Below are 18,627 nucleotides of genomic sequence, written 5' to 3'. Positions count from 1 at the left end.
TAGATCAGCCGAACAGCCATTTCCACAGCAGCAGCAAAACCACCACCGCCAAAATCGGCCGCGCAACGCGGTAAGCCTTCGGATGCTTACGCTTCCACTGCTTCACCACCCCGCTGAACTTGTCGCTGAATGTCTTGCTCCAGGCATACGCCTGGTTGATCCCGCCCACACGCTCGTCATCCAGGTTCTGCGGCGCGGTAGCGCGGCCCAATTGCTTGCTGACCCAACGGTTGACGCGGGTCATGAAGCCGTTGCTCAGCGGCCGTTCGATGTCGCAGAACAGGATCACGCGGGTGGTTTCAGTCTCGTTCTTCACCCAGTGCACGTAAGTTTCATCGAACATCACGTCATCACCGTCGCGCCAGGCGTACTCCTCGCCATCGACAAAGATACGGCAGGCATCAGAGTTCGGCGTGGACAACCCCAAGTGATAACGCAGCGAGCCGGCAAACGGGTCGCGGTGCGGGTTGAGGTGGCTGCCACCCGGCAACAGCGCAAACATCGCGCCTTTGACGTTGGGAATGCTGCTCACCAGCGCCACGGTCTTCGGGCACAGGGCCTCGGCCGAGGGCAGCGGTTTGTCGTACCACTTGAGGTAGAAGCGCTTCCAGCCTTTCTTGAAGAACGAACCAAAACCGGCGTCGTTATTCTTTTCGGCCGCGCGAATGTAACCCTCGTCGAACAGGTGCATGGCCTCTTCGCGGATCACTTCCCAGTTGTCCTTGAGTACGTCCAGTTCGGGGAATTTGCTGCGGTCCAGGTAGGGCTTGGACGGCACCGCCGAAAACAGGTACATCAAGGCGTTATAGGGGGCGAACAGCGCCGAATGGTTGACGAACTGGCGCAACACCGGTAAGCGGGCCTTGCCGCGCAGGTGCACGTAAAGCGTGCTGCCGATAAACACCAGCAGCACCGACAGCTTGGCGGCCAAAGAAAAGGTCATGCAGCAACTCCTGAAAAAATGCGCCGGGCATCATAAACACTTGGGCCAGTATGCAGAAGGCCCAAGGTATCGGTGCTGACACACATCAAGCCTGGTTTTCCTGCTCGGTAAACAGATCGCTGAACAGCATGCTCGACAGGTAGCGCTCGCCGGAGTCCGGCAGAATCACCACAATAGTCTTGCCTTGCATCTCCGGCTTCTGCGCCAGGCGCACGGCCACGGCCATCGCCGCGCCACAGGAAATACCGCACAAAATCCCCTCCTCCTGCATCAGGCGCAGAGCCATAGCCTTGGACTCTTCATCGCTGGCCAACTCCACACGGTCAACCATCGACAGATCGAGGTTCTTCGGCACGAAACCGGCGCCGATACCCTGGATCTTATGGGGGCTGGGCTTGATCTCTTCACCGGCCAGGGCCTGGGTGATCACCGGCGACACGATAGGCTCCACGGCCACCGACAGAATCTGCTTGCCCGCGATGTTCTTGATGTAACGCGACACGCCCGTGATGGTGCCGCCTGTGCCCACGCCCGCCACCAGCACGTCCACGGCGCCATCGGTGTCGTTCCAAATCTCGGGGCCGGTGGTTTTCTCGTGGATCGCCGGGTTGGCCGGGTTTTCGAACTGGCCCGGCATAAAGTACTGGGCCGGGTCGCTGGCGACGATTTCAGCGGCTTTCTCAATGGCGCCCTTCATGCCCTTGGCCGGCTCAGTCAGCACCAGTTCAGCGCCCAGAGCCTTGAGGACCTTGCGCCGCTCGATGCTCATCGACGCCGGCATGGTCAGCAGCAGCTTGTAGCCACGGGCGGCGGCGACAAACGCCAGGCCGATGCCGGTATTGCCCGAAGTCGGTTCGACAATGGTCATGCCCGGTTTGAGTTTGCCGGTGCTTTCGGCGTCCCAGATCATGTTTGCGCCAATGCGGCACTTCACCGAATAACCGGGGTTACGCCCTTCGATTTTGGCCAGGATGGTCACGCCGCGTGGGGCGATGCGGTTGATCTGTACCAGGGGCGTGTTACCGATGGAGTGCGCGTTGTCTGCAAAAATGCGGCTCATGGCGGGTCCTATTTGGCGGTTTCAGGAAGCTCACAAGGGTATGCCTAGAGGTGCGAAGCGTCCAGTCAGAGGAACGTTGCGCGCCCGACGAGGGTCAACCACCTACTTGTAAGGAGAACGCCCCATGAAACGTCGCTTCAGTTGGCCAATCTGGACGGTCGCCGCGCTTGTAGTGGTGCTGGTCGCCCTGGATCTCGCCCTGCCCTACCTTGTGCGTAACTACTTGAATGACAAGCTTGCCGACATGGGTGACTACCGTGGCCGCATCAGCGACGTGGACCTGGCCCTGTGGCGCGGCGCGTACAAGATCAATGGCCTGGAGATCATCAAGGTCGATGGCAAGGTGCCAGTACCTTTCGTCAAGGTACCGTTGATCGACCTGTCGGTGAGTTGGCAGTCATTGATCAACGACCATGCCGTCGTCGCCAAGGTGCGCTTTATCAACCCTGAGGTGAACTTCGTCGATGGCGGCGCCAACAAGCAGGCGTCCCAGACCGGTAAAGGCACCGACTGGCGCGAGCAGTTAAGCAAGTTGGCGCCCATTACCCTCGATGAAGTACGCATCGAAGACGGCAAGATCACCTTTCGCAACTTCAACTCCAAACCGCCGGTGAACATCAACGCCACCGATGTGAATGCCAGCTTCTACAACCTGACCAACGTGGTCGACGTCCAAGGCAAGCGCGATGCACGCTTCGACGGCAAGGCCCTGCTGCAAGGCCAGGCCCCGCTTGAAGCCACCGCCACCTTTGACCCGCTGAGCAATTTCGAAAACTTCGAGTTCCGCTTTCGCGCCAAAGACCTGCAACTCAAGCGCATGAATGACTTTGCTTCAGCCTACGGCAAGTTCGACTTCAAGGCCGGCACCGGCGATGTGGTAATCGAGGCCCAAGCGGAAAAGGGCCAACTCACCGGCTATATCAAGCCGCTGCTGCGGGATGTGGAAGTGTTCGACTGGAAGCAGGACGTGGAAAACAAAGACAAGAACATCTTCCGTTCGATCTGGGAGGCGGTAGTCGGCGCTAGCGAGACCGTACTGAAAAACCAGCAAAAGAACCAATTCGCCACCCGGGTGGAGCTGAGTGGCAGCGTGCATCAGCAGGATGTCAGCGCGTTCTCGGCGTTTTTGGCGATTTTGCGTAATGGTTTCATTCAGGCCTTCAATGCACGCTACGAACAACCCAAGCCCAGCACGGACTAAACTGCGATAGCAGTGTGTCAGTCAACAAATCAATAACTGAACCACCGCTATCGGGGGCACGCCCCCTCCCACATTTTCCGGCGTACACCTTCAGATTGTGGCGTGACCGCCCATTCAGAGACTGAATAACCCGTCTGCGTTCACAGTCGCCGGGGCTGCGCGGTATAGTCCGGGCATTGATGAATGCGAGGAAACACCGATGAAGTTCGAAGGCACCCAGGCCTATGTGGCTACCGATGACCTGAAACTGGCCGTCAACGCCGCCATCACCCTGGAACGGCCATTGCTGGTCAAGGGCGAGCCCGGCACTGGCAAGACCATGCTCGCCGAGCAACTGGCCGAGTCCTTCGGCGCCAAGTTGATCACCTGGCACATCAAGTCCACCACTAAAGCCCACCAGGGTCTGTATGAGTACGACGCAGTGAGCCGCCTGCGCGACTCGCAGCTGGGCGTAGATAAGGTTCACGACGTACGCAACTACCTGAAAAAGGGCAAGCTTTGGGAAGCGTTCGAGTCCGAAGAGCGGGTGATTTTGCTGATCGATGAAATCGACAAGGCCGACATCGAGTTCCCCAACGACCTGCTGCAAGAACTCGACAAGATGGAGTTCTACGTCTACGAAATCGACGAGACCATCAAGGCCAAGAAGCGCCCGATCATCATCATTACCTCCAACAACGAAAAAGAACTGCCGGACGCCTTCCTGCGCCGCTGTTTCTTCCACTACATCGCCTTCCCCGACCGCACCACCCTGCAAAAAATCGTCGACGTGCACTACCCCGACATCAAGAAAGACCTGGTCAGCGAAGCACTGGACGTGTTCTTCGACGTGCGCAAAGTGCCAGGCCTGAAGAAAAAACCCTCTACCTCCGAACTGGTGGACTGGCTCAAGCTGCTGATGGCCGACAATATCGGCGAAGCCGTTTTGCGCGAGCGCGACCCCACCAAGGCCATCCCGCCTTTGGCCGGTGCCCTGGTGAAGAACGAGCAAGACGTGCAGTTGCTGGAGCGTCTGGCGTTCATGAGCCGTCGCGGTAATCGCTGATGCTGCTCAACCTGTTCAATGAGATGCGCGCCGCCAAGGTGCCGGTGTCGGTGCGCGAGCTGCTCGACCTGATCAACGCGCTGAAAATGCGCGTGACCTTCGCCGACATGGACGAGTTCTACTACTTGGCCCGGGCGATTCTGGTCAAGGACGAGCGGCATTTCGACAAGTTCGACCGGGCCTTCGGTGCGTATTTCAACGGCCTGGAAAAACTCGACGACCACCTGCAGGCGCTGATCCCCGAAGACTGGCTGCGCAAGGAGTTCGAACGTTCGCTGAGCGATGAAGAACGCGCGCAGATCCAATCCCTGGGCGGCCTCGACAAGTTGATCGAGGAATTCAAGAAGCGCCTGGAAGAACAGAAAGAACGCCACGCCGGCGGTAACAAATGGATCGGCACTGGTGGCACCAGCCCGTTCGGCTCCGGCGGCTACAACCCCGAAGGCATTCGGGTGGGTGACGCGGGCAAGCGCCAGGGTAAGGCCGTTAAAGTCTGGGACCAGCGCGAGTACAAGAACCTCGATGATCAGGTAGAGCTGGGAACGCGCAATATCAAAATCGCCCTGCGCCGCCTGCGCAAGTTTGCACGCCAGGGCGCGGCCGAAGAGCTGGATATCGACGGCACCATCGACCACACCGCCCGTGATGCCGGCTTGCTGAATATCCAGATGCGCCCCGAGCGCCGTAACACCATCAAGCTGCTGTTGCTGTTCGATATCGGCGGCTCGATGGACGCCCACGTCAAAATCTGCGAAGAGCTGTTCTCGGCCTGCAAGACCGAGTTCAAGCACCTGGAGTACTTTTACTTCCACAACTTCGTGTACGAGTCGGTGTGGAAGAACAACGCGCGCCGCACCTCGGAGCGCACGTCGACCCAAGACCTGCTGCACAGGTACGGCGCTGACTACAAAGTGATCTTTATCGGCGATGCGTCGATGGCACCGTATGAGATCACCCAGGCTGGCGGCAGCGTCGAGCATTGGAATGAAGAGCCGGGGTATGTGTGGATGCAGCGCTTCATGGCCAAGTACAAGAAGCTGATCTGGATTAACCCGTATCCGAAGGACACCTGGGGCTATACGGCATCGACGGGGATTGTGCGGGAGTTGGTAGAAGACCAGATGTACCCGCTGACACTGCGTGGTCTTGAGGAAGGGATGCGCTTTTTGTCAAAGTAACCAGCAACCTGTAGCCGCGTGCTGCGGCTACAGGCTTTTCATCAGCAGTTCGGGGCGTCAATCCAGCCGAACTTCAGGAACAACGCAGAGAACTGTTTAACCAGTTGGGCGTCCCGACTGTCGACCTTGCCGTCATTGTTGACGTCCTGGTTGATCGAAACCCCACCAAGGCCATTGCCATCCGCATAGATCGCCGCGGTGTAGGCAATGCTTTCATCGGTCGGTGCCCCCTCGCCTTGATGAAAATGCAGCCGCACCGTGTCTGGCACGCCATTACCATCAAAATCCCGGGCAAATACTTTCAAGTACTTATCGAAAGGCTCGTCGAGGCTGAACCAGTTGAACGCAAGAAACAGCTGGGCGAGTTCAATCGCCTGAGCACGATCAACTGCATCGATGACACCGTCCTGGTTCACATCATCGGCGATCACCCAGTCAAGTTTCCCGTCATCGGTGATATCGAAGGTCGTGGCTTGATGAACCAGCGTCGGCGTGCGGGTAGCGTCGTGAAACTCCAGATAGACCACATCCGGCACATCGTTTTCGAATACGTCGTGTGCGTAAATCTTCAAGTAGCGCATGGTAAAGCCTTAATGGGGAATGACCCGACCAAGGCTTTCATGGCGACCGCCAGGAAACAAAGACGACAAATAGGGCTACGTCGTAGGACTTATCCTTAAGCGCCCTTACGCCCTAAACCTGCGCAAATACTCCACCTGCTGCCGATGCGCCGTCTCCTGCACCACGGGCGCCAGCCGAACCGTTTCCCCCGGCAGGCATTGCGCCAGCCTCGCCAACGCCAACGGCGTCAGCGCACCCAGTCGCGGGTAACCGCCAATTGTCTGTCGATCATTAAGCAACACAATCGGCTGCCCATCCGGCGGCACCTGGATTGCCCCCAACGGTATCCCTTCGGAAATCAACGACGGCCCCTGATACTGCAACGGTGTGCCCAGCAGGCGCACGCCCATGCGGTCGGCGCGGCTGTCGAGGGCCCATTCAGTGTTAAAGGCATCGAACAGGCTTTGCCCGCTGAATTGGCCGATTTGGGCGCCGACAATCACGTCCAACGGTTTGCCAGATTGCACATCCGGCGCACTCAACACCTTCATCGCGCCGCCTGTACCGGAGTAGGCCAAGTGCCCGCCTTCGGCCAATGCCTTGCCGAAGCCGTCCACGCCACCTAATTCCTCACGCACAACCGTGGCGCAACTGCCGAGCACAGCGGGCGCATCAAACCCGCCAGGCGCCGCCAGGTAAGCCCGCGCGCCGTTGAACGGCTGGGTGAAACGCAAGCGTTGGCCCTTTTGCAGGATAAAACTGCGACCAGGGCTGATGGCACGTTCGTCGATATAGGCGCCCAAGTCCGCACCGGCCAAGGCCAGCAAGCAATACTCTTCAGCCAGCACGGTAAAACCGCCCAGGGTGATTTCCACCACCGGTGCATCCAGCGTATTGCCCAGCAGCCAGTTGGCCCAAGACATCGACACCCAATCCAGCGCTCCGCCCTGAGTTACGCCCAAATGCCTTACACCAAAACGGCCAGCGTCCTGCAACAGGCACAGCGGCGTGCTGGCCTCGATTAACAAGCGGCTCATGCCTGCGCCTCCAACGGCGTGTCATCGCCACCCAGTTTGATAAATTCGGCGTGATCGACGGGCTCAAAGCGCACCGTGTCGCCGGGCTGCATCAAGCTGTAGCCGTCACGCTCGCGGTCGAACAGTTTGGCCGGGGTGCGGCCGATCAGGTTCCAGCCGCCTGGCGAGACCACTGGGTAAGCGGCGGTTTGTCGTTCGGCGATGCCGACGCTGCCTGCCGCCACGCGCTTTCGCGGGGTGTTTAGGCGTGGCGTGGCAAGGACTTCATCCACCAACCCCATAAAGGCGAACCCTGGCGCAAAGCCGAGGGCGAACACTTGGTATTCGTGGGCGCTGTGGCAACGAATCACTTCGTCCACCGACAGGCCACTGCGCCGGCTGAGCAAAGTCAGCTCGGGGCCGACGCTCAGGTCGTACCACACCGGCAGCACATGGCATTGGCCACTGCCCTGGGCCTGGGGTTGCAGATCGGTGAGGGCGGTGTCGATCAATGCACGCGCCTGGGCCGGGCACAACGCGGTGAGGTCGTAATGCACCATCAAGGTGGTGTACGACGGCACCAGGTCTACCAATGCGGCGCCAAAACCTTCGCGTAAACGCCCCGTGGCGGCGAGCATCCACGGCATATTGGTTTCGGCGATTGCATCAAACAGACGCACCATCAGGCAGTCGATGGCGACTACTTCAATCCGTGGCTTCATGCGGGCTTCAACGCCTCGCGGATGCGCTGTACGGCGGCGATGGAGCTGGCGTTATCGCCGTGCACGCACAGGGTGTTGGCCTGCAATACCAGCGGGCTGCCATCGCTGGCGGTCAGCGCGTCGCCACGGGAAAGGGTCAGGGCTTGTTGGAGGATGGTCTCGGCATCGTGATGCACGGCGCCCGGCAGTTGGCGCGACACCAAGTGGCCCTTGTTGTCATAGGCGCGATCGGCGAAGGCTTCAAACCACAGGGTCACGCCGAACTCATCACCCAGCGCTTGGGCGGCGCTGTTGTCGCGGGTGGCCAGCAGCATCAGCGGCAGGTCGCCGTAGGCCGCAATAGCCTGAATCACGGCACGTAATTGCACCGGGTTGGCCATCATGTCGTTGTACATCGCACCGTGAGGTTTGACATAGCTGACGCGCGTGCCTTGAGCGCGGCAGATGCCGTCGAGCGCGCCAATCTGGTAGTGCAACAGGTCCTGGATTTCCTGCGGCGTGTAGGCCATGGAGCGGCGGCCGAAGCCTTGCAAGTCCTGGTAGGCGGGGTGCGCACCAATTTGCACGCCATGCTTGAGCGCCAGGCTGACCGTCTTGCGCATGATGCTCGGGTCGCCGGCATGGAAGCCGCAGGCCACGTTGGCGCAATCGATAAACGGCATGACCTCGGCGTCCAGACCCATGGTCCAGTTGCCAAAGCTTTCGCCAATATCGCAATTGAGTAGCAAACGGCTCACGGTTGGGGCGCTCCTGTAGGCTTTGTTTTTTTGTAGTGTGGGATTTTTAACGCAGAACTCGCAACTTGTCCTGAGCCCCCTACGACGCTTATCGTGGAATAACTCGATTTTTGGCGCCGGCACCCTGCGGCGTCCAACTAATAAAAACCGATCCATGCATAAGAAAAAGTTGATCCCATGAATTTGAAGTTCCTCGAAACCTTCGTCTGGGTGGCCAAGCTCAAGAGCTTTCGCCTGACCGCCGAGAAGTTGTTCACCACCCAGGCCTCGATTTCCAGCCGTATCGCGGTGCTGGAAAGCGAGTTGGGGGTGAAGCTGTTTCTGCGCGACTCGCGCGGCGTGAGCCTGACACCCGAAGGCTTGAAGGTGCTCGATTATGCCGAGCAGATGATGGTGACGATGCAGGGCTTGAAGCAGTCCCTGGAGACCACCAGCAGCAAGGTCGGGCGCATCCGCATCGGCGCCATGGATACAGTGATCCACACTTGGCTCAGCCCGTTGGTGGCCGAGCTGATGGACCATTTCCCCTTGGTAGAAATCGAGCTAGTCGCCGATACGGCACTGAACCTCAGCGATCAGCTGCAAAAAGGTTTCCTCGACCTGATCCTGCAAACCGACCTGCTGCGCCTCGAAACCGTGCGCAGCCTCGAATTGTGCAGCCACCCCATGGCCTGGATCGTCGCCAGCCAGTCGATTTACCACCGCGACTACGCCTCCCTCGCCGAACTGGCCCAGGAGCGCATCATCACTTACTCGAAAAACTCCCACCCGCACCAGGACGTACTCAGCCTGATGCAAGCCAACGGCGTGGCCGCGCCACGCATGAACTGTGTGAACTCGGTGTCGGCGATTACCCGGTTGCTGCGTGATGGGTTCGGGGTGGGCGCGCTGCCGCCGGTACTGGTGATGGAGGAACTGGCGCGGGGCGAGTTGGTGATGTTGCCGATGGAACAGCGTTTGCCGAATTTGCAGGTGGTGGTGTCGTGGCGGGTGGGGGTGGAATTGGTGGAGGAAATTGTGGGGTTGTGCCAGAAGGTGGTGGCGCGGTATGCGGTAGAAGTCGGCGAAGACAGAATGACCCTGACGAAACCCGATTAAACCTGTGGGAGCTGGCTTGCCTGCGATAGCGGTGGATCAGTAACAGATTTGCTGGCTGACCCACCGCTATCGCAGGCAAGCCAGCTCCCACATTTTACCGAGTTGGGCTTTAGAGACCTTTCAGGTCACGCTCTTCAATCGGCCGACTCTGGCGCAGGCGCTTGCCGCCCAACACCACCCAGTCGATCAGCCGGAACAGGCATTCCAGCCCAAACGACAACAACATCGCCCCGCCCAAGCCCCAGCCCATGGCCTCCGGCGTCAGCAAAATCTGATAGCTATAGCCGTTCCAGGTCTCCTGGCGAATATCCGGGTCTGCCGCCACCGCCACTTGCAGCACGCGGATGTACCACGGCCCTTGCATCGCCTGGAATTGCTTGTCCAACGCCACCTGGCGATCGAGCATCGCGCCCAGGCTGCTGGCATCGCTCTGGAACACCGGGTCGTCGCTGGCGCGGTAATGCGCCACCAGCGCCTGCATATCACCCTTGAAGAACTGCTGCGCGGTGGTCTCAAACCCGCGCAGGCCAGTCTGGGCCTCGATCAGGTGCGCTTCAACGCGCTTGGCGTAGTCGCTGATAAACCCCGGCACCTGCACACCGACCAACAACCCAATGGCAAACAACACCAACCGCAAGTAGCTCAGCAACATGGTCGATATCCTTACTCGGTAATGCCCTGGCTGACGCATTCACCGCGTCGCCACAGGCTCCATTGGCCCGGTTCGTAGCGGGTCCAGTTTTCGTTGTCGGTCAACGGCTCGGTGGCGATCACCGTGACCACGTCATTGGGCGTGGTTTCGGCCTGAAAATCGACGATCACGTCGACATCTTTCAAGCGCGCCGGGCCAAAGGGAGCGCGACGAGTGATCTGCGCCAATTTGGTCGAGCAATAGCAGAACAACCAATCACCATCGCTGAGCAGGCAGTTGAACACGCCTTTGCTGCGGTATTCGGCGCAGGCGGCGATCAGGTCCGGCAGCATCTGCTCGATGTCCACCGGCTCCGGGAAGGCTTCGCGTACACGGTTGAGCAGGTCACAGAACGCCGCTTCGCTGTCGGTATCGCCTACGGGTCGATAGAACGTGGCACGCGGGTTGAAGTCCGCCAGTTGGCCGTTGTGGGCGAAGCACCAGTTGCGGCCCCACAATTCGCGCACGAACGGGTGCGTGTTGGACAGGCACACCTTGCCCACATTGGCCTGGCGGATATGGCCGATCACCACTTCACTCTTGATGGGGTAACGCTGCACCAGCAGTGCAACTTCCGACTCGCTGCTGGCGGCCGGGTCCTGGAACAGGCGCAGGCCACGGCCTTCGTAGAAAGCGATGCCCCAACCGTCACGGTGGGGGCCGGTGCGCCCACCGCGCTGCATCAACCCGGTAAAGCTGAACACGATGTCGGTGGGGACGTTGGCACTCATGCCCAATAATTCACACATGCCAGGGCTCTCGCTGCAACGTTAAAGGCGCGGTTCGACGCGCATACCGCCCACAGGCGCCGGGCGGCGGAAAGGTTCGTCGTCTTCTGTTGGCTCTGCCGCCAGGGCCGCATCAGCAGCGGCCTTGCGCTCACGGCGGGCGTTGGCGGCGCGCTCGATGGGCCAGCGAATCAACACAATCACGATGTACACCGCAAAGGCGATCATCGCGTACATGAACAAATCGGAAATGGCCCGCCAGGCGTTATTGCCGACCTTGAGCAACAGGTCCAGGGCAGTGATGGCCACGGCCGGTGCGAACTGGGTCTTGACCGGGTCGACAATGGTCGGGCTGAACAGCAACACCGCCATCAACAATTGCAGCGGCTCGCGCAACCAACGCCAGATCCAGCGGGTCATGCGCCACCACACCAACAGGCAGCCCAAAGCGGCGAAGGCGTAGAGGCCCCAAGCGGTCAGATAGTCGTTCTCGGTCATGGTGTCCATGGCAAGGCTGGCAAAGAGGCGGCTATGATAACGGCTTTTGCGTGTCGCGGCTGCAAAGCCTGCCACCGTCCGCCAGTCAGAGAGTGATCCATGCCTATATCCACCGCCCCGATCGCCCGCAAAGCCCCAGGCCAAGACCCGTATGCCTGGCTGCAAGAGCGTGACACGCCCGAGGTGCTCGACTACCTCAAGGCTGAAAATGCCTGGCAGGAGGCGCAGCTCGCTGACCAACAGGCACTGCGCGAAACCCTGTTCGAAGAGATCAAGGGGCGCATCCTCGAAACCGACCTGTCCCTGCCCTCCCCATGGGGCCCGTACCTGTACTACACGCGCACCACCGCCGGCGACGAGTACGCCCGTCACTACCGCTGCCACCGCCCGGCCGATGACAGCAACCTGGTCGACGATAGCAGCGAAGAACTGCTGCTGGACCCGAACGTATTGGCCAATGGCGGCTTCTTCTCCCTGGGCGCGTTCAGCATCAGCCCCGACCACCAGCGCCTGGCCTACAGCCTCGATACCAGTGGTGAAGAGATCTACACCCTGTACGTGAAGGAATTAGCCAGCGGCAAAGTCAGCGAGCTGGAGTTCCAGGACTGCGACGGCAGCATGACCTGGGCCAATGACAGCCTGACCCTGTTTTTCGGCGAGCTGGACGACACCCACCGCCCGCACAAGCTGTACCGCTATCGCCTGGACGGCACGGCGGCGCAGCAAGTGTTCCACGAGCCCGACGGCCGTTTCTTCCTGCACTGCTACCGTTCCAGCTCGGAGCGCCAGTTGCTGCTGGCCCTGGGCAGCAAAACCACCAGCGAAATCTGGGCACTGGACGCCGACCAGCCACAGCTGGATTTCACCTGCCTGGCGCCGCGTGTCGAAGACCATGAATACGATGTCGACCATGGCCAACTCAATGGCGCGTGGACATGGTTTATCCGCAGCAACCGTGATGGCATCAACTACGCCCTGTTCACTGCCACCGACATTGGCGACGTGCCGACCGAGGATGAGTGGCAGAACCTGATCCCCCACAGCGACGAAGTGATGCTCGACGGCGTCAGCCTCAACACTGGCGCCATGACCCTGAGCCTGCGTATCGGCGGCTTGCCGGTAATCGAAGTGCACCCGCAGGGCGTGCCGGCGTATCGCGTGGAATTGCCCGACGCCGCCTATAGCCTCTACGTACAAAACAGCCTGGAATTTACCAGCGACAAAATCCGTCTGCGCTACGAAGCCCTGAACCGCCCAGCCCAGGTGCGTCAGTTGGACCTGGCCAGCGGCGCACAACAGGTGCTCAAGGAAACCCCGGTGCTCGGCACGTTTAACGCCGACGATTATGTGAGCCAGCGGCTGTGGGCGACGTCTGCCGATGGTACCCAGGTGCCCATCAGTCTGGTGGTCAAGCGCGACCAGCTCGGCAAGCCCACACCGCTGTACCTGTACGGCTACGGCGCCTACGGTTCGAGCCTCGACCCATGGTTCTCCCATGCACGCCTGAGCCTGCTGGACCGGGGCGTGGCGTTTGCCATCGCCCACGTGCGCGGCGGCGGTGAACTGGGCGAAGCCTGGTACCGCAATGGCAAGCAGGAGCACAAGCAGAACACCTTCAGCGACTTTATCGCCTGCGCCGAGCACTTGATCGCCGAGGGTTTGACCACCTCCCAGCAACTGGCGATCAGCGGCGGCAGTGCCGGCGGCCTGTTGATCGGCGCCGTGCTCAACCAGCGCCCGGAGCTGTTTCAGGCAGCGATTGCCGAAGTGCCGTTCGTCGATGTACTCAACACCATGCTCGACCCGGAGCTGCCGCTGACCATCACTGAGTACGACGAGTGGGGCAACCCCGAAGAGCCCGAGGTGTACGAACGCATCAAGGCCTACGCGCCGTACGAAAACGTGAGCGCCCAGGCTTATCCACACCTGCTGGTAATCGCCGGCTACAACGACAGCCGCGTGCAGTACTGGGAAGCGGCCAAGTGGGTAGCCAAATTGCGCGACACCAAGACCGACGACAACCTGCTGTTGCTCAAGACCGAACTGGGCGCCGGCCACGGCGGCATGAGCGGGCGTTACCAGGGATTACGTGACGTAGCGCTCGAATATGCATTTGTGTTCAAGGCACTGGGTTTGATTTAGGAACTTAGCGCGGCGGTTTTGTCTGAACACAAGACCGCCCTACAAGATTGACGGACCAAGATTGCCGCTATGTCAGAACCTACGTTGTTAAACAATGAAATCCGCGACATGCTGATGGACTGCGGCCTGTTCGACCCCTTGCTGCCGGAAGATTTTCACATCGCCGCCGGCTACTTCAATATCAGCAGCATTGCCCGAGACGAGGTGATTTTCCTGGAGGGCGATGCCGGCACCTTTATGTGCATCATCCATAGCGGCCAAGTGGCAGTACAGAAAACCCATCACGACGGCCAGCGCCTGACCATCGCTACCCTGCGCAGTGGCCGGGCGTTTGGTGAAATGGCTGTGCTCGACGGCGAACGGCGCTCCGCCGGTTGCGTAGCCGCCAGTGATTGCGTGTTGTTGAACCTGGGCAAGGACTCCCTGGAAAAGATGCTCAACGAAGCACCTCGCGTCGCAGCCAAAATCATCCGCGCTATTGCTATTGCCCTGTCCAGGCGCCTGCGCATGGTCGACGGGCAATTGCTGTCACAACAATTTTAACTACCGGATGCCTTCGGTTTACTGTCGTTTTGCTGTAGGCCAGGCACAGCCTGGTCCTTCGGCGGGGTCGGTAATACGATGGGCACCAAGGGTGGCGAGCCGTTCGTCTTGGGCACGGCAGGCGGGGTGACTTGCGGGTACAACGTCGGCGTCGGGGTGCCCGGAGCGCCTGGCGTCGGGGCTGGCGCGACCGGTACGGTTTGCAACTCCTGAGCCTGCGCCGCACCCAATGCGAGCGCGCCAAGCACAATGACCGTTAGAATGCTGCACTTCATCGATGGCTCCATGGCCTGACCGGAATGCCACAAGGCTACTCCCAACCGCGCAAGAATGCCCTTCCCAATGAGATTTCCATGAAACGTTTCGTTCTGCTCGACACCACCCCGATCCCCGACAACGGCGGTGCCTTGTGCCTGTTCGAATACGGCGAGGATTTTGTCATCAAGATCCAGGGCGGTGACGGCGGCCAATTGATGAACACGCGCATGCACGGCTCAGAAGATGCGCTGGCCGAAATCCCTTGCCGCAAGGTGGCCGGCCGCCCAGGTTCACGGGTGTTGATCGGGGGCTTGGGCATGGGTTTTACCCTGGCCTCGGCCCTCAAACACCTGGGCAAGAACAGCGAGGTGGTGGTGGCAGAATTGGTGCCGGGCGTCGTGGAATGGAACCGCGGCCCACTGGGGGAAAAATCCGGCCGGCCGCTGCTCGACCCGCGCACCGTGATCCGCATGGAAGACGTGGCCAAGGTGCTGCAAGCCGAGCCCCAGGGCTTCGACGCCATCATGCTCGACGTCGACAACGGCCCCGAAGGCCTCACGCAAAAAGCCAACAGCTGGCTGTACTCCGCCGGTGGCCTGGCCGCCTGCGCCAAGGCCCTGCGCCCCAAAGGCGTGCTGGCGGTGTGGTCGGCCAGCGCCGACAAGCTGTTCAGCGACAAACTGCGCAAGGCCGGTTTCAAGGCTGAAGAAGTGCAGGTGTTTGCCCACGGCAACAAGGGCACGCGGCATACCATCTGGATCGCCGAAAAGCTCAAGGGCTAATTACGCCGTGAACGGCTAGAATCAAGCGTATCCGTGACCACCAAAAGACAGGAGCCATGATGAGCTCGACCAACCCGCCCTCCCACACCGCCAAGCTGGACCGCATCCTCGCCGATGCCCAGCGCGACCGCGAAATGGGCTACCGCGACAAAGCTTTGAAGATGTACCCGCACGTCTGCGGCCGCTGCGCCCGCGAATTTGCTGGCAAACGCCTGAGCGAACTGACCGTGCACCACCGCAACCACAATCATGACGACAACCCCCAGGACGGCTCCAACTGGGAGTTGCTGTGCCTGTACTGCCACGACAACGAACACTCGCGCTACACCGACCAGCAGTACTTCGGTGAAGGCTCTACCAGCAGCCCGACGATTGCCAAAGCCACGCATAACCCGTTTGCGGCGTTGGCGGGGTTGATGAAGAAGGACGACTGATAGTCGTCTGTTGGCTGTACTGGCCTCATCGCAGGCAAGCCAGCTCCCACACTTGAATGCATTCCAACGTTGAAAAGCAGTCAAGTGTGGGAGCTGGCTTGCCTGCGAAGGCGATCTCACAAACACCACACCATCCACAGGCCGTATAATCCGAGTCTTTTCCTCCAAGGCACCCTTCCCCGTGGGCAATAAACGCTACAGCTGCATCGGTCTGTATAACCCCAAATCCCCCGAAAACGTCGGCTCGGTCATGCGCGCCGCCGGTTGCTACGGCGTGGCCTCGGTGTTCTACACCGGCGTGCGTTACGAGCGTGCGCGGGATTTCGTCACCGACACCAAGAAGGTCCACCACGACATTCCGCTGATCGGCATCGATGACCTGAAAAAAATCCTGCCGCTGGGCTGCATCCCTGTCGCCGTGGAGCTGGTGGAAGGTGCGCGCCCCCTGCCCGAGTACACCCACCCCGACCGCGCGCTGTACATCTTTGGCCCCGAAGACGGCTCTCTCGATAAAGAGATCCGCGACTGGTGTGAAGACGTGGTGTACATCCCGACCACCGGCTGCATGAACCTCGCCGCCACCGTCAATGTGGTGCTCTACGACCGCCTGGCCAAGGGCAACAACACCCGTTCGGGCCCCAAGTACTGATTTTTTCGGAACATCCGGCGCCTGTGGGCAGTCAGCTATTTATCACTAGCCTTGTTGGAGACAGATCATGAGCGACAGCAAAACCTTGCGACCTATCATCGAACACACGCCGTTCGAAACCCAACCCACGCAGAACGTGCACGGTTGGGAGCGCATCGGCTCAGTGGCCGGTGGCGTGATGATGGTGGGCAAAGGCCTGCGCCGTGGCGGGATTTTCGGTTTGATCCAAGTGGCGATTGGCGGCGTGGCGCTGGCGCGGGGGTTTACCGGGCATAGCTCGCTGAAGGACAAGTTGGAACAGGGGCGTCAGGAGATGAACAGCGTGCGTACGAAGATCGAGCGGGCCGGTGCGGAGCTGAAAAACCTGAAGACCAAGGCAGAAGTGGCCGCTGAAAAAACCACTGGCTAAAGAAGATCTCCCAAACAATGGAGATCTAAATGTGGGAGCGGGCTTGCTCGCGAAAGCGGTGTGTCAGTTAAAGATGAGCTAACTGACACACCGCTTTCGCGAGCAAGCCCGCTCCCACATTTGGTTTTGTGTATGGCTTTGGATCAGTGCAGCAATTTGCTGTCCAGCACCACCGAGGGTTCGCCGAGGATGCTTTCGGCCAGCTTCACAAACTCCGCCGTCGTAATGCTGTTAGCCCGCATCACTGCCTGGGCCAAATCATCCAGCGAGCGCTTGTTGTGGGTTTTCACCCGAATCTCCCGATCCAACTCCTGTAACACCACCACCGCCCGCGACACCGTGGCGCCGCTGACATGCTCGCCACGCAGGGTGGTCACGTCCTTGCCTTCCTTCGTCAACCGCGCCTGAATCGCCTGATAACGCTCATCGGTAACCCCGCCAGCGCGGCGCACCAACTCAATGGCGTAATACTCGGCGATGCCTTCGCTGATCCAGTCACTGCGCTCATGATCGTTAAAGCGACCGATTGCCTGCACCACTTCGCGAATCAGCGGGCTACTGCCGTTTTCGCTGACCAGCGGCGTGCGGCTGTTGAGGTAGATCGAGTCGCGGGCCGAAAACGCTCCACGGCGCATCGGGTCGCTGGCCCCCACCACCAGCAACTTGGCCGGATGCCGTGGGAACGCCGCCTCGACCTGGGGCCAGACGAAGGTCAACAACGTCAGCACACCCATGCGGCGCATGGCCTGGCCTTTGGGTGACGCGACGGTGACTTCGGTTTCGCCCAGGCGCACCCGGCGGCTGCCCAGGGTGCCTGCAAGCATCCAGCCCGTAGGCCGGTCGAATAGACGCGATACGTTGTCGATGCGAAATTTGTGCTTGCCGATGCGTGGCCAGGCGGTTTCGATGCTTTTCCAGCCGGCGGGCAGCTCAAAGGCCAGCCGCGAAACCAACTCGACGCCATCCTGCTGGTCGAGCCGTGCAGGTGGCACCAGGTCTTCACCGCGAAACAGCGCCCAGCTTGGCGTCATGCGGGCTTCATAGGTGCCGGGGTTGCGTGCATGGGTCAGGCGTACGCGGTAGGTCAGGCTGGCTTTATTGGCGCTGGGCTGCCACAGGCCACGGTGGTCGGTGATGCTCCACTGGCCATCGGCCTTGAAGTCGCTGTAGTCACCGTCGTGGCCCAAATCGAAGTTCAGGCTGCGCACCGCCGAGCCTTGGGACAAGCTCACCCGCACCTCAGCCTGATCGCTCTGGGGCAGTAACTTGACGTGATAATCCAGGTCGACTTTCTTCGCGCACCACGCCGAACTGCTCAACGCCAGCAACATCAGGCTGGCGGCCAGCTCTGTTCCCCACCTCATACACACTCCTCTTTCAGCCTGCGCGGAAAATCAGGTAATCCTCCCAGTCGTCTTCGGGCACGCTGCCTTCGCTGAGCATGCGCCCGGACTGGGAAATGCGTTCATGGTGCACGGCGTCGCGGTCGCCGCAGACCAGGTGGTGCCACAGCGGCAGGTCCTTGCGCTCGCTGACCAAGCGATAACCGCAAGTCGGCGGCAGCCATTTGAACTGGTCGGCCTGGCCTGGGGTGAGTTGGATACAGTCGGGCACCGAGGCGCGGCGGTTGGGGTAGTCGGTGCACTGGCAGGTTTTCAGGTCCAGCAGTTTGCAGGCGATGCGTGTGTAATAGACGCTGTTGTCGTCTTCATCCTCAAGCTTTTGCAGGCAGCACAGGCCACAACCGTCGCACAACGACTCCCACTCCTCCTGGTCGAGGTGTTCAAGGGTTTTGCGTATCCAGAAAGGTTCGACTTTGGCGGCCATGGCTCTACATCAGTATCGGTAGGTGAAAAGGCCGCCAGTCTAGTGCCCAAGCCCCGCGGAACCAAGCGCTTACGACTGGCGGTGTAACAACACTTGTCAGTCTAG

The 18,627-nt window shown here is 60.2% G+C and carries 22 protein-coding genes; 10 read left to right on the top strand and 12 right to left on the bottom strand.

Translation table 11 applies throughout. From position 1 onward, the window contains the following. Nucleotides 1–4: 4 nt before the first annotated feature. A complete protein-coding gene (locus ICY20_RS04025) occupies nt 5–943 on the bottom strand; it encodes an aspartyl/asparaginyl beta-hydroxylase domain-containing protein (RefSeq protein WP_194936976.1) in 939 nt (312 codons plus the stop codon). Nucleotides 944–1,028: 85 nt separating this feature from the next. Continuing rightward, on the bottom strand, nt 1,029–2,003 hold the full coding sequence (cysK, locus tag ICY20_RS04020) for a cysteine synthase A (protein ID WP_194936975.1): 975 nt from the start codon (nt 2,001–2,003) through the stop codon (nt 1,029–1,031). Nucleotides 2,004–2,127: 124 nt separating this feature from the next. On the opposite strand from cysK, the gene ICY20_RS04015 reads away from it, so the two are divergent. The 3 genes from ICY20_RS04015 to ICY20_RS04005 all read left to right on the top strand — a co-directional run bounded on the left by ICY20_RS04015 (nt 2,128) and on the right by ICY20_RS04005 (nt 5,427). Further along, nucleotides 2,128–3,204, top strand: coding sequence for a DUF748 domain-containing protein (locus ICY20_RS04015; RefSeq protein WP_159963381.1), 1,077 nt, complete (start codon nt 2,128–2,130; stop codon nt 3,202–3,204). Nucleotides 3,205–3,403: 199 nt separating this feature from the next. Beyond that, nucleotides 3,404–4,249: an AAA family ATPase gene (locus ICY20_RS04010; protein WP_003210690.1), complete on the top strand. Its 846-nt coding sequence runs from the start codon at nt 3,404–3,406 to the stop codon at nt 4,247–4,249. Continuing rightward, nucleotides 4,249–5,427: a vWA domain-containing protein gene (locus ICY20_RS04005; RefSeq protein ID WP_194936974.1), complete on the top strand. Its 1,179-nt coding sequence runs from the start codon at nt 4,249–4,251 to the stop codon at nt 5,425–5,427. The genes ICY20_RS04010 and ICY20_RS04005 overlap by 1 nt, the downstream gene beginning before the upstream one ends. Nucleotides 5,428–5,468: 41 nt before the next feature. Here ICY20_RS04005 and ICY20_RS04000 read toward each other — a convergent pair whose 3' ends face one another. The 4 genes from ICY20_RS04000 to ICY20_RS03985 all read right to left on the bottom strand — a co-directional run bounded on the left by ICY20_RS04000 (nt 5,469) and on the right by ICY20_RS03985 (nt 8,463). Beyond that, the gene (locus ICY20_RS04000) at nt 5,469–6,008 is read right to left on the bottom strand and encodes a dockerin type I domain-containing protein (RefSeq protein ID WP_159963383.1); all 540 of its coding nucleotides are present in this window, start codon (nt 6,006–6,008) and stop codon (nt 5,469–5,471) included. 105 nt (nt 6,009–6,113) lie between these two features. After that, the gene (locus ICY20_RS03995; RefSeq protein WP_194936973.1) at nt 6,114–7,025 is read right to left on the bottom strand and encodes a 5-oxoprolinase subunit C family protein; all 912 of its coding nucleotides are present in this window, start codon (nt 7,023–7,025) and stop codon (nt 6,114–6,116) included. Beyond that, nucleotides 7,022–7,726: a 5-oxoprolinase subunit B family protein gene (locus ICY20_RS03990; RefSeq protein WP_194936972.1), complete on the bottom strand. Its 705-nt coding sequence runs from the start codon at nt 7,724–7,726 to the stop codon at nt 7,022–7,024. Before ICY20_RS03990 ends, ICY20_RS03995 begins: the two co-directional genes overlap by 4 nt. After that, on the bottom strand, nt 7,723–8,463 hold the full coding sequence (locus ICY20_RS03985) for a 5-oxoprolinase subunit PxpA (RefSeq protein ID WP_159963386.1): 741 nt from the start codon (nt 8,461–8,463) through the stop codon (nt 7,723–7,725). Before ICY20_RS03985 ends, ICY20_RS03990 begins: the two co-directional genes overlap by 4 nt. Nucleotides 8,464–8,640: 177 nt before the next feature. On the opposite strand from ICY20_RS03985, the gene ICY20_RS03980 reads away from it, so the two are divergent. Then, a complete protein-coding gene (locus ICY20_RS03980; RefSeq protein WP_159963387.1) occupies nt 8,641–9,561 on the top strand; it encodes a LysR family transcriptional regulator in 921 nt (306 codons plus the stop codon). 109 nt (nt 9,562–9,670) lie between these two features. On the opposite strand, the gene ICY20_RS03975 is transcribed toward ICY20_RS03980, so the two are convergent. Genes ICY20_RS03975 through ICY20_RS03965 form a run of 3 tightly spaced genes read right to left on the bottom strand, consistent with a single transcriptional unit; the run spans nt 9,671 to nt 11,553 of the window. Further along, entirely contained in the window at nt 9,671–10,213 is a 543-nt protein-coding gene (locus ICY20_RS03975; protein WP_159963418.1) for a DUF2937 family protein, read from the bottom strand. A gap of 11 nt (nt 10,214–10,224) precedes the next feature. Continuing rightward, nucleotides 10,225–11,001, bottom strand: coding sequence for a class II glutamine amidotransferase (locus tag ICY20_RS03970; RefSeq protein WP_105696746.1), 777 nt, complete (start codon nt 10,999–11,001; stop codon nt 10,225–10,227). 21 nt (nt 11,002–11,022) lie between these two features. After that, a complete protein-coding gene (locus ICY20_RS03965) occupies nt 11,023–11,553 on the bottom strand; it encodes an MFS transporter (protein ID WP_159963417.1) in 531 nt (176 codons plus the stop codon). A gap of 24 nt (nt 11,554–11,577) precedes the next feature. Here ICY20_RS03965 and ICY20_RS03960 point away from each other — a divergent pair, with 24 nt between their 5' ends. Continuing rightward, nucleotides 11,578–13,620: a S9 family peptidase gene (locus tag ICY20_RS03960; RefSeq protein ID WP_194936971.1), complete on the top strand. Its 2,043-nt coding sequence runs from the start codon at nt 11,578–11,580 to the stop codon at nt 13,618–13,620. Nucleotides 13,621–13,689: 69 nt separating this feature from the next. Continuing rightward, complete coding sequence (locus ICY20_RS03955; protein ID WP_159963415.1) at nt 13,690–14,163, top strand: cyclic nucleotide-binding domain-containing protein; 474 nt, start codon at nt 13,690–13,692, stop codon at nt 14,161–14,163. Here the strand turns inward: ICY20_RS03955 and ICY20_RS03950 are convergent. Next, nucleotides 14,160–14,438, bottom strand: coding sequence for a hypothetical protein (locus ICY20_RS03950; protein WP_159963414.1), 279 nt, complete (start codon nt 14,436–14,438; stop codon nt 14,160–14,162). The two genes, ICY20_RS03955 and ICY20_RS03950, sit on opposite strands and share 4 nt — an antisense overlap. 78 nt (nt 14,439–14,516) lie before the next feature. Between ICY20_RS03950 and ICY20_RS03945 the strand changes: the two genes are divergently transcribed. From ICY20_RS03945 to ICY20_RS03930, 4 genes are all read left to right on the top strand, one after another. After that, entirely contained in the window at nt 14,517–15,203 is a 687-nt protein-coding gene (locus ICY20_RS03945) for a spermidine synthase (protein ID WP_159963413.1), read from the top strand. 59 nt (nt 15,204–15,262) lie between these two features. After that, nucleotides 15,263–15,637, top strand: a complete 375-nt coding sequence (locus tag ICY20_RS03940) for a YajD family HNH nuclease (RefSeq protein WP_003210675.1) — start codon at nt 15,263–15,265, stop codon at nt 15,635–15,637. A 181-nt stretch (nt 15,638–15,818) separates the two neighbouring features. Continuing rightward, nucleotides 15,819–16,286 carry an RNA methyltransferase gene (locus tag ICY20_RS03935; protein ID WP_016971385.1) on the top strand — a complete coding sequence of 156 codons (468 nt, stop codon included), beginning with the start codon at nt 15,819–15,821 and terminating at the stop codon, nt 16,284–16,286. Between the two features lie 67 nt (nt 16,287–16,353). Beyond that, nucleotides 16,354–16,695: a YgaP family membrane protein gene (locus ICY20_RS03930; protein ID WP_135288387.1), complete on the top strand. Its 342-nt coding sequence runs from the start codon at nt 16,354–16,356 to the stop codon at nt 16,693–16,695. 143 nt (nt 16,696–16,838) lie between these two features. Here the strand turns inward: ICY20_RS03930 and ICY20_RS03925 are convergent, their stop codons facing one another. After that, nucleotides 16,839–18,059, bottom strand: coding sequence for a hypothetical protein (locus tag ICY20_RS03925; protein ID WP_194936970.1), 1,221 nt, complete (start codon nt 18,057–18,059; stop codon nt 16,839–16,841). Nucleotides 18,060–18,072: 13 nt separating this feature from the next. Beyond that, nucleotides 18,073–18,522 carry a YcgN family cysteine cluster protein gene (locus tag ICY20_RS03920; RefSeq protein WP_003172524.1) on the bottom strand — a complete coding sequence of 150 codons (450 nt, stop codon included), beginning with the start codon at nt 18,520–18,522 and terminating at the stop codon, nt 18,073–18,075. Nucleotides 18,523–18,627 lie beyond the last annotated feature (105 nt).

It is taken from the genome of Pseudomonas pisciculturae (assembly GCF_015461805.1).
In the GTDB taxonomy this organism is placed as follows: domain Bacteria; phylum Pseudomonadota; class Gammaproteobacteria; order Pseudomonadales; family Pseudomonadaceae; genus Aquipseudomonas; species Aquipseudomonas pisciculturae.
The sequence above is the reverse complement of the archived record's forward strand: the minus strand, read 5'-3'. Positions and strand labels throughout refer to the sequence as shown.